At 67.3% G+C, this 16,048-nt stretch carries 15 protein-coding genes; 8 read left to right on the top strand and 7 right to left on the bottom strand.

Annotated elements, in window-relative coordinates; all coding sequences use genetic code 11:
• Positions 1-160: 160 nt before the first annotated feature.
• The 3 genes from pyrE to ACI3KU_RS15460 form a co-directional block, all read right to left on the bottom strand.
• Entirely contained in the window at positions 161-739 is a 579-nt protein-coding gene (gene pyrE / locus ACI3KU_RS15470) for an orotate phosphoribosyltransferase (RefSeq protein WP_404923208.1), read from the bottom strand.
• Positions 740-756: 17 nt separating this feature from the next.
• A complete protein-coding gene (locus ACI3KU_RS15465; protein WP_404923207.1) occupies positions 757-1,671 on the bottom strand; it encodes an ROK family protein in 915 nt (304 codons plus the stop codon).
• Between the two features lie 62 nt (positions 1,672-1,733).
• Positions 1,734-2,195: a MarR family winged helix-turn-helix transcriptional regulator gene (locus ACI3KU_RS15460; RefSeq protein ID WP_404923206.1), complete on the bottom strand. Its 462-nt coding sequence runs from the start codon at positions 2,193-2,195 to the stop codon at positions 1,734-1,736.
• A 209-nt stretch (positions 2,196-2,404) separates the two neighbouring features.
• Between ACI3KU_RS15460 and ACI3KU_RS15455 the strand changes: the two genes are divergently transcribed.
• Positions 2,405-2,947 carry a YbhB/YbcL family Raf kinase inhibitor-like protein gene (locus ACI3KU_RS15455; protein WP_404923205.1) on the top strand — a complete coding sequence of 181 codons (543 nt, stop codon included), beginning with the start codon at positions 2,405-2,407 and terminating at the stop codon, positions 2,945-2,947.
• A 33-nt stretch (positions 2,948-2,980) separates the two neighbouring features.
• On the top strand, positions 2,981-3,823 hold the full coding sequence (locus ACI3KU_RS15450; RefSeq protein ID WP_404923204.1) for an exodeoxyribonuclease III: 843 nt from the start codon (positions 2,981-2,983) through the stop codon (positions 3,821-3,823).
• Between the two features lie 38 nt (positions 3,824-3,861).
• On the opposite strand, the gene ACI3KU_RS15445 is transcribed toward ACI3KU_RS15450, so the two are convergent.
• Entirely contained in the window at positions 3,862-4,281 is a 420-nt protein-coding gene (locus tag ACI3KU_RS15445) for a VOC family protein (RefSeq protein ID WP_404923203.1), read from the bottom strand.
• 138 nt (positions 4,282-4,419) lie between these two features.
• On the opposite strand from ACI3KU_RS15445, the gene ACI3KU_RS15440 reads away from it, so the two are divergent.
• The 5 genes from ACI3KU_RS15440 (at position 4,420) to ACI3KU_RS15420 (ending at position 9,118) form a co-directional block, all read left to right on the top strand.
• Positions 4,420-5,685 carry a sensor histidine kinase gene (locus ACI3KU_RS15440; RefSeq protein WP_404923202.1) on the top strand — a complete coding sequence of 422 codons (1,266 nt, stop codon included), beginning with the start codon at positions 4,420-4,422 and terminating at the stop codon, positions 5,683-5,685.
• Entirely contained in the window at positions 5,682-6,362 is a 681-nt protein-coding gene (locus ACI3KU_RS15435) for a response regulator (protein ID WP_404923201.1), read from the top strand. The genes ACI3KU_RS15440 and ACI3KU_RS15435 overlap by 4 nt, the downstream gene beginning before the upstream one ends.
• A 23-nt stretch (positions 6,363-6,385) precedes the next feature.
• Positions 6,386-6,964, top strand: coding sequence for a hypothetical protein (locus ACI3KU_RS15430; RefSeq protein ID WP_404923200.1), 579 nt, complete (start codon positions 6,386-6,388; stop codon positions 6,962-6,964).
• Positions 6,965-7,136: 172 nt separating this feature from the next.
• Positions 7,137-8,021: an ABC transporter ATP-binding protein gene (locus ACI3KU_RS15425; RefSeq protein ID WP_404923199.1), complete on the top strand. Its 885-nt coding sequence runs from the start codon at positions 7,137-7,139 to the stop codon at positions 8,019-8,021.
• Positions 8,018-9,118 (top strand): ABC transporter permease, encoded by a 1,101-nt coding sequence (locus tag ACI3KU_RS15420; protein WP_404923198.1) that lies wholly within the window; start codon positions 8,018-8,020, stop codon positions 9,116-9,118. Before ACI3KU_RS15425 ends, ACI3KU_RS15420 begins: the two co-directional genes overlap by 4 nt.
• Before the next feature lie 60 nt (positions 9,119-9,178).
• Here the strand turns inward: ACI3KU_RS15420 and ACI3KU_RS15415 are convergent, their stop codons facing one another.
• Entirely contained in the window at positions 9,179-10,951 is a 1,773-nt protein-coding gene (locus tag ACI3KU_RS15415) for a glycoside hydrolase family 15 protein (protein WP_404923197.1), read from the bottom strand.
• 57 nt (positions 10,952-11,008) lie between these two features.
• Between ACI3KU_RS15415 and ACI3KU_RS15410 the strand changes: the two genes are divergently transcribed.
• Positions 11,009-12,373 (top strand): glucose-6-phosphate dehydrogenase, encoded by a 1,365-nt coding sequence (locus ACI3KU_RS15410; RefSeq protein ID WP_404923196.1) that lies wholly within the window; start codon positions 11,009-11,011, stop codon positions 12,371-12,373.
• A gap of 1 nt (position 12,374) precedes the next feature.
• Here the strand turns inward: ACI3KU_RS15410 and ACI3KU_RS15405 are convergent, their stop codons facing one another.
• Both ACI3KU_RS15405 and ACI3KU_RS15400 read right to left on the bottom strand, forming a co-directional pair.
• A complete protein-coding gene (locus tag ACI3KU_RS15405; protein ID WP_404923195.1) occupies positions 12,375-13,574 on the bottom strand; it encodes a hypothetical protein in 1,200 nt (399 codons plus the stop codon).
• Between the two features lie 132 nt (positions 13,575-13,706).
• Positions 13,707-15,911 carry an ATP-dependent Clp protease ATP-binding subunit gene (locus tag ACI3KU_RS15400; RefSeq protein WP_404923194.1) on the bottom strand — a complete coding sequence of 735 codons (2,205 nt, stop codon included), beginning with the start codon at positions 15,909-15,911 and terminating at the stop codon, positions 13,707-13,709.
• Between the last annotated feature and the right edge of the window lie 137 nt (positions 15,912-16,048).

The following is a 16,048-nucleotide window of genomic DNA, read 5'->3' as shown; positions in this document are numbered from 1 at the left end:
AACCGGCCTCAAACAACGCTACCGCCGTGGCACGCTGGTCATCGGAAAGCGAACTGCGTGGATGCATGAAACTGCTCCCTGAATGTCAGAACTGAATTCATCAGTCCAACTTCCAGGGAGCAGTTCAGTCATTCGGACGCCCCTCATGCAAAAACTGAGCTCACTGCGGCGCGAGCCCCAGGTCGTCAAGGTCGATGGCCGAACGCCACTCCAGCCCCTCCGCCTCGATCGCAGCCTGCGCTCCGGTCTTACGATCAACCACGACCGCCACCGCGATGACGTTGGCACCCGCGGCACGCAGCACCTCCACCGCCTTCAGCGCGGACTGACCGGTGGTGGACGTATCCTCCACCACGACGACGTCCTTGCCCTCGATCTCTGCGCCTTCGATCTGACGCCCGCGGCCGTGATCCTTCGGCTCCTTGCGGACGACGAAAGCGTCCAGCGGAGCCTCTGACTCGGACGAGGCGTGCATGACCGCGTTCGCGATCGGGTCAGCACCCAGCGTCAGACCGCCAACGGCCGTGACCGTGGGGAAGTCGCGCAGCAGCTCGCGCACGATACGACCGATCGCGGGCGCCGCACGGTGATCCATCGTCAGCCGACGCATGTCGACGTAGTAGGACGCCTTCTTGCCGCTGGACAGGGTGAAGTCACCGTGGAAGACCGCCTCGGCCTTCACCAGATCGATCAGCTTCTGACGGTCGGCTTCGAGCTCAGCGGTCGGCATCGTGGTCATGGTCCGATTCTACGGTTTCACTCCGCGCTCGCTGCGCGCAGGGCCACGGCGGCAGCACCGATCAGCGGGCCTTCCCCGTGCAGCGCGCTGCGCACGACACGTGCAGCGCGGGCGTAGTCGAGGACGGCATGTTCGCTGAGTGCCGCCTGCACCAGGTCGATGTAATCGGGTGCCGACTGTGAGAAGCCGCCGCCGATGGCGATCACCTCGAGATCCAGCAGGGTGGCCGCATCCGCCAGTCCCCGAGCGACAGCATGTGCGGACCGCACGATCGCCGCGCGTGCCGTCTCGTCGCCCGATGCGGCGTCGCGGGACAGGTCTTCACCGGTCTCGCCCGACCACCCCTGCGACTGCGCCCAGCTGACGCTTGCCGGCCCGGAGGCGACCTCTTCCAACGTGGCTTCATACTCGGCGATGTGGGTCTGCCCCAGATGTCCGGCGTTGCCCGAGCCGCCCGCGATCAGCCGCCCGTCCATGACGATGCCGCCGCCCACACCGGTCGACACCACGATCGACATGGACGCCCGTGACCCGACCGTGGCCCCCAGCCACGCCTCCGCGAGCGCCAAGCAGCTGCCGTCGTGCCCGATCCGCACCGGAACCACGCGCCCGAGCGCCGCTGCCGCGACCCCGGCGGCATCGGCGGCGAGCCGGTAGCCGTGCAGCCCCGGCATGTTCACGGGCGCGATGGCATCGCCCCCGTCGAGGAACGGCCCGGCCGATCCGACGCCGACGGCGACCACGTCCGACGTGTCGGCGGTGGACAGGACGCCCGCGATCACCTCCGACAACGCCACGTGCAGGGATTCGGCGGTGGAGTCGCGGCCGGTGGGGCGGCGCACACGTGTGTCGGGACGCACGGTCCCGTCGGCTTCAATGAGCGCGCCCTCCAGCTTGGTGCCGCCAAGGTCAAGTGCCAGAACGGAAGTCATGCGTCCACTGAATCACTCCCCGGCGGCACTGTCGTGGGTTGTGACGACAATTCCGCGGCGTGTCAGGACGCGGGACGCTCCCAGCGCCGGTTCTCGAGGCCTTCGAATGATTCGTTGAACCGCCGCGCCAGCAGGGCAAACGCGCGACTCTCGCCGTCGTCCCACTCGGCAGTCACCCGCTCAAGCGCCTCTTCGTAGCTCGCCCGCTCCGCGATCAGACGATTGCGGCCGGACGCGCTGATGCGGAACTTGCGGGCCACACCGCCCTCGGGGTCTTCGATACGCTCCGCATGCCCGTCGCGAACGATCGCGGCAGTCTGACGATTGAGGGTGGAATCGTCCAGGCCCAGCGCTTCACGCAGCTCGCGGATGGTCATCGGCCCAGAAAGATCGAGTCGGTTCAGGAGGAGATAGGCGCTGCGATCGAGGGGAGGCTGCTGCCACTGCACCTGACGATGCAGGTGATTGAGATGCCGCAGCATCATCATCATCTCGAATTGGAATGCGCTCAATGCGTCGCTCATTGTGCCCCCGCACGTTCAGCCGGTCTCCGTCCCCTGGAGACCCGGCCGGTTTCCCCACCGGCCGATACCCAACTTCTCCTCGCGTTCACGAGTAGGACAAGTCTGGCACAACCTCACCCGGAGAGCACGGTGGTTTCCACTGTTCCGATCCCGATACGCGTTCTAGGGTGGCACTGACACTCTCCCCCGTGCTCAGGAAAGGAGTCGATATGTTCGATTTCGACCCGTACCAGCAGCTCGCCACGCTGCGCTCGTTCGACCGGCTGGAGCTCACCAGCACGGACTTCGAGCATGGCGCTCCTCTGCCGCCGACGGCGTGGGGTGCGGACACGATCGCGGAGGGCGCGGACGTATCCCCGCAGCTCTCCTGGAGCGACGTTCCGGAAGGAACGCGGTCCCTGGCTCTCAGTGTCTTCGATCCCGATGCACCAACCGGCTCCGGGTTCTGGCACTGGGCGGTGTTCGATCTGCCGGCAGACCTCCGCACGCTGCCCGCCGGGGCGGGCTCAGGCGATCCGACAGCGCTTCCCGGCGGTTCCGTCACGCTGCCGAACGAGCTGCGGCTCTCGCGATTCATCGGCGCCGCGCCTCCCGCGGGAACCGGAACACACCGCTACTTCTTCGTGATCGACGCGCTCGATGTCACGCACCTGGACATCGCGGAGTCGGCGACGCCGGCGGTCCTGGGGTTCAACCGCCACTTCCACTCGCTGGCCCGCGGCGTGCTGATGGGAACAGCCACCCCCGCGTGAAGCGATGTCCGACCCACGACCTAGGCTTGTCGTATGCGTCTGGCCACCTGGAATGTCAACTCCGTCCGTGCACGGGTGAACCGCATCGTCGACTTCGCCGTGCGCGAGAACATCGATGTGCTCGCCATGCAGGAGATCAAGTGCAAGCCCGAACAGTTCCCGTACGCGGAATTCGAGGACGCGGGCTACCAGGTTGAGGTTCACGGACTGAACCAATGGAATGGCGTGGCCATCGCGAGCCGCCTTCCCCTGGAGGACGTCCAGATCGCGTTTCCCGGAATGCCCGGGTTCGCCAAGGGGCATGAGGGCCCCGATGCCCCGCAGGAGGCACGCGCGATCGGCGCCACCGTCGACGGTGTGCGTGTGTGGAGCCTGTACGTGCCGAACGGCCGCGCTCTCGACGATCCACACATGACCTACAAGCTGCACTGGCTCGGCGCTCTCGCTCAGCACACGCAGGACACCCTCGCGGCTGACCCGCACGCGCGCTTCGCGCTGGTGGGCGACTACAACGTCATCCCCTACGACTCGGACAACGGCGACCCCGATATCGTCGTCGGCCGCTCCACGCATGTCTCCCCCGAGGAGCGCGCGGCGTTCTTCGCCCTGCAGGACGCGGGCGTCACCGACGTGGTGCGTCCGATCGTTCCGGAGGGCTACACCTACTGGGACTATCAGCGCCTCAAGTTCCCGCGCAACGAGGGCATCCGCATCGACTTCGTGCTCGGTTCGCCGACCTTCGCGGACGCGGTGGCCGGCGCGTTCATCGCACGAGATGAGCGCAAGGGGGAGCAGCCCAGTGATCACGTGCCCGTCGTGGTCGACCTGGAACTGAACCCGTCTGATGACGACGACGTCCCGATGATCTTCGGCTGATGCGAATGAGGGCCGCCCCCACGGGCGGCCCTCATTCGTCACACCATGTCCGGAGGACCGGACTGCGCCGTGGCCGGATCCATCCACAGGAACTCCAGAAGGTTGCCGTCCGGGTCCGCGACGGTGCGCGAGTACATGAATCCGAGGTCCTGCGGGTCGCGCGGCTCCGATCCACCGGCGGCGAGGCCGGCAGCCACAACGGCGTCCACGTCACCGCGCGAGTCCCGGCTCAGGGCGATGAGCACCTGCGTGCTCTGGGTGGCGTCCGCGACAGGCAGCGCGGTGAATGTCGAGAAGTACTCACGGGTGAGCACCATGAAGTAGATGTTCTCGCCCCACACGACGCATGCGGCGTTCTCATCGGTGAACAGCGGATTGATCTCGCACCCGAGCGCCGTGTAGAACGCCTTGCTGCGCTCCAGGTCGTTCGAGGCGAGGTTGACGAAGATCTGCGTCATGACCGGTCCTTCCATTGTCGATTCGTGGGGAGCAAGGGTTTCGTTGGTCATCGTGCCATGGGCCGCCGACATCGGAAAGAGCGCATCTCCCCCGCGCGACGGATCCGCCGTGTCTGAAGCTCCCGCTACGGTGGACGGATGAACACCCCGCAGCGCCCGGCGGCGACTCCGCAGGAGCTGCGGAACGACGTCTGGCTGGCGTGCGTCATCTTCGTGAGCGCGGTGATCAGCGCGGCCCTCACGTCGGTTTCCGGCATGTTCGGTGCCCAGGCGGACCGCCTCCCGTGGGCGCTGGTCATCGCTGTCGCCGTCTCGCTCCCGCTGGCTTTCCGCCGCCGCTTCCCGATCAGCGTGATGGTCGTCGTGTGCACGGCCTACTTCCTCGCGGTCACCTACAAGATCCCCGAGATCTATGCCGGCAACGTGGCGATGTTCATCGGCATCTACACGGTGGGCGCCTGGGTGAATGATCGCCGCCGAGCGTTCATCGCCCGCGTGCTGATGATCGTCGCCATGTTCACCTGGCTGCTCATCACGATGTTCATCTCAGCCACCGATCCCGATCCGCAGATCGACGAGACCTTCTCGCGCGCCGGTGTCTTCAGCCCGTTCGTGGCGTACATGCTGATCCAGCTCCTGATCAATGCCGGCTTCTACGGCGGCGCCTACTACCTCGGCGATCGCGCGTTCCGCAGTGCGCTGGAGCGCGAGGCGCTGGATCAGCGGCAGCGTGAGCTGGAGCACGAGCGCGAGATCACCGCCGCCCAGGCTGTCGCACTCGACCGGGTGAACATCGCGCGCGAGCTGCACGACGTCGTGGCGCATCATGTCTCGGCCATGGGCGTGCAGGCGGGCGCCGCCCGCGCCGTCATGGCGGTGAATCCGGACGCCGCGGCGGAGGCGCTTCGCGGGATCGAGTCGTCGGCACGAAGCGCCATCGACGAGCTCCACGGACTGCTGGAGACCCTGCGTGCTCCCGGCGACACCGGCGCACCCGCGGACGTGGCGCCGTCCACCCTGCGCGTCGAGCGGATTCCCGACCTGGTGGCGCGCGCTGTGGAGGTCGGCATGCCCGCGCGCTTCACCGAGGTGGGTTCTGCGCGCGAACTCCCGAACGTCACCCACGCAAACCTCTATCGCATCGCCCAGGAAGCGCTCACCAACGCCCGCCGCCACGGCGGCCCGCACGCTGAGGTCGACGTGCGGCTGCGCTGGGATGCGGATGCCGTCGAACTGGAGGTCGCCAACTCCGGCCGTGATGCGCGCGCCTCCCGCGCCGGACTCGGCCAGCTCGGCATGCGTGAACGCGCGACCGCCTCCGGCGGAACCATCGAAATCGGGCCACGACCGCGAGGCGGATTCCTCGTCCGCGTGCGCGTGCCCCTCACCCCGGGAGCCGCATGATCCGCGTACTGCTTGTCGACGACCACGCCGTCATGCGCTCGGGCTTCCGCATGATCCTGGAAGCCGGCGGCGACGTCACCGTCGTCGGTGAAGCCGCGACCGGCGTCGAGGCCGTGCACCTGGCGACCACGCTGCAGCCCGACGTGATCTGCATGGATGTGCAGATGCCCGACATGGACGGCCTGGAGGCCACGCGACACATCGTGGCGGACCCGGCCGTCGCATCCGCCGTGCTCATCGTGACCACGTTCGATCGCGATGACTACCTGTTCGCGGCACTGGAGGCGGGAGCCAGCGGATTCCTCCTCAAGAACGCGGGCGCCGACGAGCTGGTCTCCGCGGTGCGAGTCGTCGCGGGTGGTGACGCCCTCCTCGCACCCGAGGTCACGCGGCGGGTGATCGCCCGATTCGCCACGACGGCTCCGGCGCCTTCCCCGGCACCCGTCGCCGACGGCGCGACGCTGCTGACCGCCGCGGGTGTTCCCGTCGAGCTCACCGAACGTGAGCAGGAGGTGCTGCGACTGCTCGCGCAGGCGCGCAGCAATGCGGAGATCGCCACGGAGCTGTACATCGGCGAGGCCACGGTGAAGACGCACGTGTCGAACCTTCTCGCAAAACTCGCCGTACGCGACCGCGTTGCAGCGGTCGTCTTCGCACATCGCAACGGCCTCGCCTGAACCGCCAGACACCGAGGAGCAGCATGACCTCCCCCACCGCCGCACTCGCAGCCCTCCTGGGGGACGCCATGCGAATCCCTTCATTCGTCGTCGACTGGTCTGGCGAGGACGAGCCGGGTGACATCGCCCGGTTCGCACAACGACGCGCCGACGCGTTGGGGCTGGGTACCTTCGTCTGGACCCCGACCCAGCAGGACGCGGCGACGAGTGGCGCGGCACGAGGCGATGCGGTGCCACGGCTGATGACGGCCGTGGACGAGGCACTTCGAGCAGTCGGCGGCGCACTCAGTCAGATCGAGACGGGTGCGGACTCCTACGAGCTGCTCGTCACTCGCGAGACCGATGCCGAAGCGCTGCGCGAGCTCACGATCGACAACCAGCGCGTCATCCCGGTGGCTCCGCCGGCAGGCGAGGCAGCAGTTCGCGAGCGCCTCGTCACGGTGGTGTGTCCGACGTGCGGTGCGATGAACGTATGGCAGCTGCCGGTCCCCGGTCCCGAGATGGACGACGGCGATACCTGCAGCTCCTGCGACCGCGCCTTCTTCACACCCGAGGGTGACGCCCTCGACGGCGTCATCGTGGAGGTCGACGACCTCACCTGAGGCGAACGGGCCGGGGCGACGGCACGTGTCCCCCGGGTTCACCGAGCGTGGGCGCGTCGCGGTGCTCCCCGCCGCACGGCGGATCTCACGAAACGCCAAGATCCCCCGGACGGGGGAGGTTGCCAGCGCGGCGGATTCGTAGCGTGGAATCACCGAAGAGAGAGGGCACGAGATGCTGCACCTGGAAGGACTGGTCAAGACCTACGGCGACCGGCGCGTGCTGGATGACGTGGGATTCGATGTGGCGCAGGGGCGCCTCACCGGGTTCGTCGGCGGCAACGGCGCGGGCAAGACCACGACCATGCGCATCGCGCTGGGCGTGCTCAGCGCCGATGCCGGGACTGTGACGTTGAACAATGCACCGATCACCGGCGGCGACCGTCGGCGCTTCGGCTACATGCCCGAGGAGCGTGGTCTCTACCCGAAGATGAAGGTGCTGGAGCAGATCGTCTATCTCGCGCGCCTTCATGGCTTCAGCCGCACCGAAGCAGCCAGCCGCGCCGAGGCGCTGCTCACCGAGCTCGGTCTCGGCGAGCGTCTCAACGACAGGATCGAGACACTGTCGCTGGGAAACCAGCAGCGGGCGCAGATCGCCGCAGCGCTCGTGCACGACCCCGAGGTTCTGATTCTCGACGAGCCGTTCTCCGGTCTTGATCCGATGGCCGTCGAGGTGGTCGCACGCGTGCTGCAGAGCCGCGCGGCCGCCGGTGCCGCCGTGCTCTTCTCCTCGCACCAGCTCGACGTGGTGGAGCGGCTGTGTGACGACCTCGTCATCATCGCCGCCGGCCGTGTGCGCGCCCACGGGACCCGCGACCAGCTGCGCGACGAGTTCTCCGAGCCGCGCTATGAACTGGTCACCTCCGGCGACATCGGCTGGCTCCGCGATGAGCCCGGCGTCACGGTCGTCGAATTCGACGGCGGATACGCCCGCTTCGACGTCGACGACGATGCCGTGGCGCACCGCGTGCTGCGTCACGCCGTCGAACGCGGCGACGTGACCGCATTCACCCCCCAGCGCCCCACGCTGGCCGAGATCTTCACGGAGGTCGTCAAGTGAGCACCGCAACTCCCACCCGCGCTGTCAGCCCCGTCCAGGGAATCGGCCTGGTCGCCGAACGGGAGATCATGTCGAAGCTGCAGAGTCGGCCGTTCGTGATCTCGACGCTGGTGCTGTTCGCTCTGGCGCTGGCCGCCGTCATGTTCGGTGGCATCGCCGCGAAGCAGAGCTCGGACACACCGGTGGCGGTGACCGGCGATGCATCGTCACTCGTCGCGAACATCCCCGGGCTCGAGATCACGACGGTCGACGATCGTGCCGCCGCGGAGAAGGCAGTCAGCGACGAGAGTGTCGACGCGGCTGTCGTCGCCGATCCGTCCAGCCCGACCGGGTTCACCGTGATCGCGAAGACCTCGGCACCCGACAGCCTCGTGATGCAGCTCGCCGAGGTGCCCACGGTGACCTTGCTGGAGCCGGACACGACGAATCCGGGGCTGCGCTACATCGTCTCGTTCGGTTTCGGTCTGCTGTTCCTGCTGGCCGCCTCGACCTTCGGCGGCACCATCGCCTCGTCGGTGGTCGAGGAGAAGCAGACGCGCATCGTGGAGATCCTGATCTCGACGGTCTCGACCCGCACCCTGCTGGCCGGCAAGGTCCTCGGCAACACGGTTCTCGCAATCGCCCAGATCATCGGCATGGTGGCCATCGCCGTGGTCGGACTCATCGTCACCGGGCAGACCGACGTGCTGACGCTGCTCGGATCGGCGATGGTCTGGTTCGCGATCTTCTTCCTGTTCGGGTTCATCCTGCTGGCGTCGCTGTTCGCGGCCGCGGCATCGCTGGTGTCGCGTCAGGAGGACCTCGGCTCCACGATCACGCCGGTGACGATGCTCGTGATGGCGCCGTACTTCCTGGTCATCCTGTTCAACGACAACCCGCTGGTGATGACCATCATGAGCTACGTGCCCTTCTCCGCTCCGGTGGGGATGCCGATGCGACTGTTCCTCGGTGAGGCGCAGTGGTGGGAGCCGCTGCTCTCGCTGCTGATCCTGATCGTCTCGTGCGTGCTGGCGATCCTCGTCGGCGCACGGATCTACGACCACTCGATCCTGCGCATGGGTGGCCGTGTGAAGCTCAGCGAGGCGCTCAAGGGCTGATCAGCCGTGACATGACTGTGGCTCCGTCTCAACAGGCGGAGCCACGGTCATGTCCGGCTCTCAGACGGTGCCGTCGCCCGCGAGCGCGTCGGCAGCGCGCACGAGCGCGAGGTGGGAGAAGGCTTGCGGAACGTTGCCCGCCTGCCGGCCGGCATCCACGTCGTACTCTTCGCTGAGCAGCCCCAGATCGTTCGTGAGCGCGCACAGCCGGTCCATCAACCGGACGGCATCGTCACGACGACCGGTGCGCGCATACTGTTCCACGAGCCAGAAAGAACAGGCCAGAAACGGGTTCTCCGGCTCGTCGATGCCGTCCACGCCCGTCGCAGCGCGGTAGCGCATGAGGAATCCATCGCGCATGAGGTCTCGTTCGATGCGCGCGACGGTGGCCAGCATGCGCGGATCGTCGGCCGCACAGAATCCGATCTGCGGGAGCACGAGCAGAGAGGCGTCGACCTCATCCGTTCCGAAGTACTGCGTGAAGTGTCCGTCCGCCGATACGCCCCGCGCATCGATATCGTCACGAACGTCGTCGCGCAGTCGTTCCCAGATGTCGAGATCGCCGTCGAGTCCGAACTCGCGCACCGCCCGCACGCCACGATCCAGCGCCGCCCAGATCATCGCGCGGGAGTGGGTGAACCGGTGCGGCTCGCCGCGGATCTCCCACAGGCCCTGATCGGGACGATCGACGGTTTCCACCACTCGACCGATCAGGGCTCGCTGCAGCGACCATGACGATCCCTCCTCCGCGAGCCCGGCCCGGCGCGCGTCATCCAGCGCGACGATCACCTCACCGATCACGTCCGCCTGAAACTGGTCCACCGCGCCGTTGCCGACGCGAACCGGTCCGGACCCCTGGTATCCGGGAAGAGTGGTCAGCTCGCGCTCGGGAAGGTAGCGCTCCCCCGCGATGCCGTACATGATCTGCACGTCGGCCGGGTCACCGGCGATGGCCCGCAGCAGCCAGGATCGCCAGTGCCGCGCCGCCGTGAGGTGATGATGTCGGATGAGTGACATGAGGGTGAGCGAGGCGTCTCGAAGCCACACGTAGCGGTAGTCCCAGTTCCGGGTCCCGCCGAACTGCTCGGGCAGCGAAGTGGTGGCCGCAGCGACGATGCCACCGGTGTCGCGATGAGTGAGGGCGCGCAGCACCAGCAGGGAGCGCTTCACCTCATCGCGATAGGGCCCGTCGCGGTGCAGGTCGGTGGACCATCGCTGCCACCAGGTGCGGGTGCGTCGCAGCAGGGCATCCACCTCGGGCATCTCCGGGTGCGGTTCGAACGACGGATACCAGGTCAGCACCAGGTCCCGCACCTCGCCCTCCGCGACGGTGAAGGCGCCCACGTGGCTGTTGTCGCGCGCGGTGAGGGTCACCCCGCGCATGAGCATCGCGTCGGGACCGGCGATCGCGGCGATGGCGGGCGGACCGGCATCCCGGTGTTGCCGCACCCACGGGAGAGCGGCGGCATAGTCGAATCGGAACCGGACGACGGTCTCGAGCTCGACAGATCCGGTGATACCGCGCACCCGACGAATGATGTGGGTGTGGGGTCCATCGATCGGCATCAGATCGGTGATCTCGACGACCCCGCTCCGGGTGGTCCAGCGCGTGACCAGCGTGAAGTCCTCGGACTCGTACCGTCGCTGCACCTCGCCGCCACCGGCCGGACCGAGCCGCCAGTGGCCGTGTTCCTCATCGCCCAGCAACGCACCGAACACGCTCGGCGCGTCGAAGCGGGGTGGACAGAACCAGTCGATGCTGCCGTCCCGCGAGACCAGGGCCCCGGTGCGTGCGTCGCTGATGAGGGCGTAGTCCTCGATTGCTGCCGACATGCCCCCGATTGTGCTCCCCCCTGCCTGGAAGCACCATCCGAGTCATAGGGTGTGGATGTGACCAACGAAAGCACGCTCGTGATTCTGGGGGCGACGGGGGATCTCACGTCGCGTCTGCTTCTTCCCGCTCTCGCACAGCTCCTGGAGCGCCAGCAGGACCTGCGCATCCGCCTCGTGGGCGTCGGACGCGAGGACTGGGACGAATCGACGTGGGTGACGCTGGTGCGTCGCACCTTCGAGGAGAACGCGGGCGCCGGCTGTCTGCGTTCGCTGACCTCGATCGAGTACCGGCAGGCGGACATCACCGCTGCTGCAGACATGTCGAGCCTGCTGGGTGAGCTGTCCGGATCGATCGCGTTGTACTTCGCCGTGCCGCCGGCCGTGGCCGCCGCCTCGTGCGAGGCGCTGCGCTCGGTCGAGCTGCCTCCGGGCATCATGTTGGCGCTGGAGAAGCCGTTCGGCACGAACTCCGCGAGCGCGGAGGCGCTGAACGAGCTGGTCGCGACGCTCGTTTCGGAGAACCAGATCTTCCGCGTCGATCACTTCCTCGGTCGCTCCACGCTCCTCAACCTGCTCGGCGTGCGCTTCACCAATCGCGTGTTCGAGCCGTTGTGGAACGCCGAGCACATCTCCCACGTCACGATCTCGTATGACGAGCAGCTGGGTCTGGAGAGCCGGGCCGGCTACTACGATCACGCGGGTGCGCTGGTGGACATGATCCAGAGCCACCTGCTGCAGGTGCTCGCGTTCGTGGCGATGGAGCCGCCGGCGACGCTCAACGAACGCGATCTTCGCGACGCGACCGGTGCCACGTTGCGAGCCACCCGGGTCTGGCGTGACGATCCCTCCTCGTTCACGCATCGCGCCCGCTATACGGCGGGGTCGATCGATGGACGTGAGCTGCCGAGCTACGTGGACGAGAACGGCGTCGATCCGGCGAACGAGACGGAAACCCTCGCGCAGGCCACGTTCGGCGTCGACAATGCCCGCTGGGAGGGCGTTCCCTTCACACTGCGCTCCGGCAAGGCGATGTCGCACCCCCGACGCGAAGTGGTGGTGCACTTCAAGCCCGTGCGCCATGTGCCCGACGGCTTCACTGGGAAGGCGGAGGGAGCCGTGCTGCGCTTCAACCTCAACCCGGATCAGATGTCACTCGAGATCAACGTCAACGGCGGCGAGGATCCGTTCGCGCTGCACCGCGCCGAGCTGGACGCCGATCTCGCGGGCGGAAACGCCAAAGCGTACGCCGAAGTGCTCTCCGAACTGCTGCAGGGGGATCCCGCCCTGTCTGTGCGCGGGGATGCCGCGGTGCAGTGCTGGCGGATCATCGAACCGATCCAGAAGGCGTGGAAAGACGGCATCGTGCCGCTGCAGGAGTACCCGGCCGGGGTCGCGGACACCGTGACCTGGCCGGCGCACTGACCTACTTCAGCACGAGGTTCGCCACGACATCCGCAGGGGTGCCGGTGAACATCAGCGCGAACTGACGCCCGGAGTCGGGCTCCACACGCACCATCACGCCCATGCCCTCGGATTCCGCGGCCAGGAACTCGTAGCTGCGCCCGTCCGCTCCGGTGACCCAGACGCTCGCGATGCCCTCGACCGAGCCAGTGGACAGCAGCTGGAGAAGATCTTCCGCAGCCGCCTGCGAATCCTTGCCACTGATCTCGCTATACATTCCGGTGAGCGAAGTCGCCCAGAACTCGCCGTTGTCGCCACCGAGGAAGGTCGTCCCGTAGTCGTCCCACGTGCTTGCGGGCGCCACGGCGAAGTCGGCTCCTTCGGGAAGCCCGGAGGCGACGTCGAGGGGCACGCGTTCGCCCGTCGGCTGCTCGACGGGCGCGGGGGCTGTGGGTGCTGTCGAGGGATCGTGCGTGGGCTGGGGTGTCGAAGGTGTCGGTCGAGGTGCCGCAGACTCCGAAGACTCTGTGACCGGTTGCGCGGTTCCACCGAACAGCGACTGCGCCTGATTTCCGAGCCAGATCGAGAAGATGACGATCAGCACGACCACCGCAGCCACGATGACGACACCGATCCCGATCCAGAGCCCGGTTCGACTCCGCTTCGGAGCGGGCGCGCCGGGGGTGACGGGGGAGCTCGGCGCTCCGTAGCCGGGCGGAGGCGCCTGGCCCGCGGGCGCGCCGGTGCCGTACTGCGGTGCGGAGTGCGGGACGTACTGCGGTGCGGAGTGCGGGACCGGCGGCGCTCCGTACGGCGGGGGCGCGTACTGGGGTGCAGGCGCGTACTGGGGCGGTGCCCCGTACTCCGGCGGCGCGGCCGTCGGCGGCTGCGGCGCATACGCACCCGTCAGCGGCTCGGTCGGTGCCGTCGGCTGCGTCGCATACGCACCCGGAAGCGGCGTCGTGGGTGCAGTTTCCGCAGGATCACCGCCCTGCCACAGCGGGTTCGGTCGGGTGTCCCAGCTCTGGGGGGCTCCGGTCTGCCAGGTGTCGTTCGGCCGCGCGCTCCAGGATTCGGGCGCTCCGGTCTGCCAGGCCTGGTTGGGTCGCTGTTCCCATTCGTGCGCTGGCTCGGCCCGCCAGCCATTCGGACGCGGCGGCCCAGGGGGGTTCTGATCCCCTGCAGGGTCCGGCTGCGGTTCCCGCGTCGACTCGTCGCCCATGCTCACTCCTCGTCACGCGGAATCTTCTTCTCCTATGATGCCCGTCACCGCGCCCGCGCGGAATCCGTGTCAAGCGCGGCGAAGACCCACCCGGATGCGCCCGGGCGGGCCTTCGCTCTGCTCAGCAGTGTGTCACTCAATAAGCTCCGCGTCGACCACGTCGTCATCATCGCTCAGCGGTGGAACCGTCGGAGCGGCCGCGCTGGTGAGTGCGAGCCCCTGCCCGTCAGCGGCGACATCGACCGTGACCATCGATCCGTCGCGCACGTTTCCGGAGAGGATGCCCTTCGCCAGACGGTCCTGGATCTCCTTCTGCATCAGGCGACGCAGCGGACGTGCTCCGAACAGCGGGTCGTAGCCGCGTTCGGCCAGCCAGGCGCGTGCGTCCGGTGTGACGGCGAGGGTGAGTCGACGATCGGCGAGCCGCTTCTGCAGCGCGTCCACCGCGAGCTCCACGATCTGGGCGAGGTCGTCTTCGGTGAGGGCGTGGAACATCACGACATCATCGAGACGATTCAGGAACTCCGGGCGGAACGCGTGACGCAGCGCCTCCATCACGCCCTCGTGCTTGACCTCGGCGGACAGGGTCGGATCGATCAGGATCTGCGAGCCGAGGTTGGAGGTCAGGATGAGGATGACGTTGCGGAAGTCGACCGTGCGACCCTGCCCGTCGGTGAGCCGACCGTCGTCCATCACCTGAAGCAGGACATCGAACACCTCGGGGTGGGCCTTCTCCACCTCGTCGAGCAGCACCACCGAGTAAGGACGGCGCCGCACCGCCTCGGTCAACTGGCCGCCCTGCTCGTAGCCGACGTACCCGGGAGGGGCGCCGACCAGGCGTGAGACGGAGTGCTTCTCGCCGTACTCCGACATGTCGATGCGGACCATCGCCTGCTCGTCGTCGAAGAGGAACTCAGCCAGAGCCTTCGCGAGTTCGGTCTTGCCGACGCCGGTGGGCCCCAGGAAGAGGAAGGAGCCCGTGGGTCGATTGGGGTCGCTGATTCCTGCGCGCGAGCGGCGCACCGCGTCGGACACTGCCGCGACGGCTTCTTTCTGACCGATGATGCGCTTGCCGAGCTCGGTCTCCAGACGGACCAGCTTCTCGCCCTCGCCCTGCATGAGACGTCCGACGGGGATCCCGGTCCACGCGGAGATGACATCGGCGATGTTCTCGTCGGTCACCTGGTCGTTGACCATGCGGTCCTCGTTGTTCTCCGCTTTCTCGGCCTCGCCCAGCTCCCGTTCGAGCGCGGGGATGTCGGCGTAGAGCAGGCGCGATGCACGCTCGAGGTTTCCCTCGCGCTGGGCACGCTCAGCTTCCGAGCGTGCCGCATCAAGACGGGTCTTCAGATCGCCCACGCGGTTGAGGGATGCACGTTCCTCATCCCAGCGCTGCTGCAGATCGCGCAGGCGGGACTCCTGCTGCTCGAGATCTTCGCGCAGCTTCTTCAGCCGAGCGCGCGAGGCGTCATCTTTCTCCTTCTTGAGGGCGAGTTCCTCGAGCTTCAACCGGTCCACGTGTCGGCGCAGTTCGTCGATCTCCAGCGGAGCGGAGTCGATCTCCATGCGCAGCCGCGATGCAGCTTCATCGATCAGGTCGATCGCCTTGTCGGGCAGCTGCCGCGACGGAATGTACCGGTGCGAGAGAGAGGCGGCGGCGATCAGTGCATTATCGGCGATGGCGACCTTGTGGTGCGCCTCGTAGCGCTCCTTCAGCCCGCGGAGGATGGCGATCGTGTCCTCGACCGTGGGCTCGCCCACGTACACCTGCTGGAAACGACGCTCCAGAGCGGCATCCTTCTCGATGAACTCGCGATACTCGTTGAGGGTGGTAGCACCGATGAGGCGCAATTCTCCACGAGCGAGCATTGGCTTCAGCATGTTGCTCGCCGCGACAGATCCCTCCCCGCCACCCGCGCCCATGAGCACGTGCAGCTCGTCGATGAAGGTGATGATCTCCCCGTCAGATTCCGTGATCTCCTTCAGGACGTTCTTCAGGCGCTCCTCGAACTGACCGCGATACATCGCACCGGCGACCAGAGCCGACATGTCCAGGGAGATGAGGCGCTTCCCCTTCAGGCTCTCGGCCACGTCACCGGCGACGATGCGCTGGGCGAGACCTTCCACCACCGCGGTCTTGCCGACGCCGGGCTCTCCGATGAGGACGGGATTGTTCTTGGTGCGTCGAGTCAGCACCTGGCTGATGCGGCGAATCTCCGAGTCGCGCCCGATGACCGGGTCGAGCTTGCCCTGACGAGCTCGTTCGGTCAGGTCGATGCCGAACTGCTCGAGGGCGCTCTGCTGGTCCTCCTGACCGGGGTTCTGTGTTGCGTTCATCTGTCTCCTTGAAGCCTGTGCGGGACTCGATCTTCTAAAGTTGAGTCGCTATGGCTCAACTTTAGCATTGACTGAACCGTCTCGCCAGAGCCCTACGGCACACTCGGCTGCTCAATCGTGGTCGCGGCCGGCGCAGT

The organism is Microbacterium sp. ZW T5_56 (assembly GCF_044987425.1).
GTDB lineage: Bacteria > Actinomycetota > Actinomycetes > Actinomycetales > Microbacteriaceae > Microbacterium.
The sequence above is the reverse complement of the archived record's forward strand: the minus strand, read 5'-3'. Positions and strand labels throughout refer to the sequence as shown.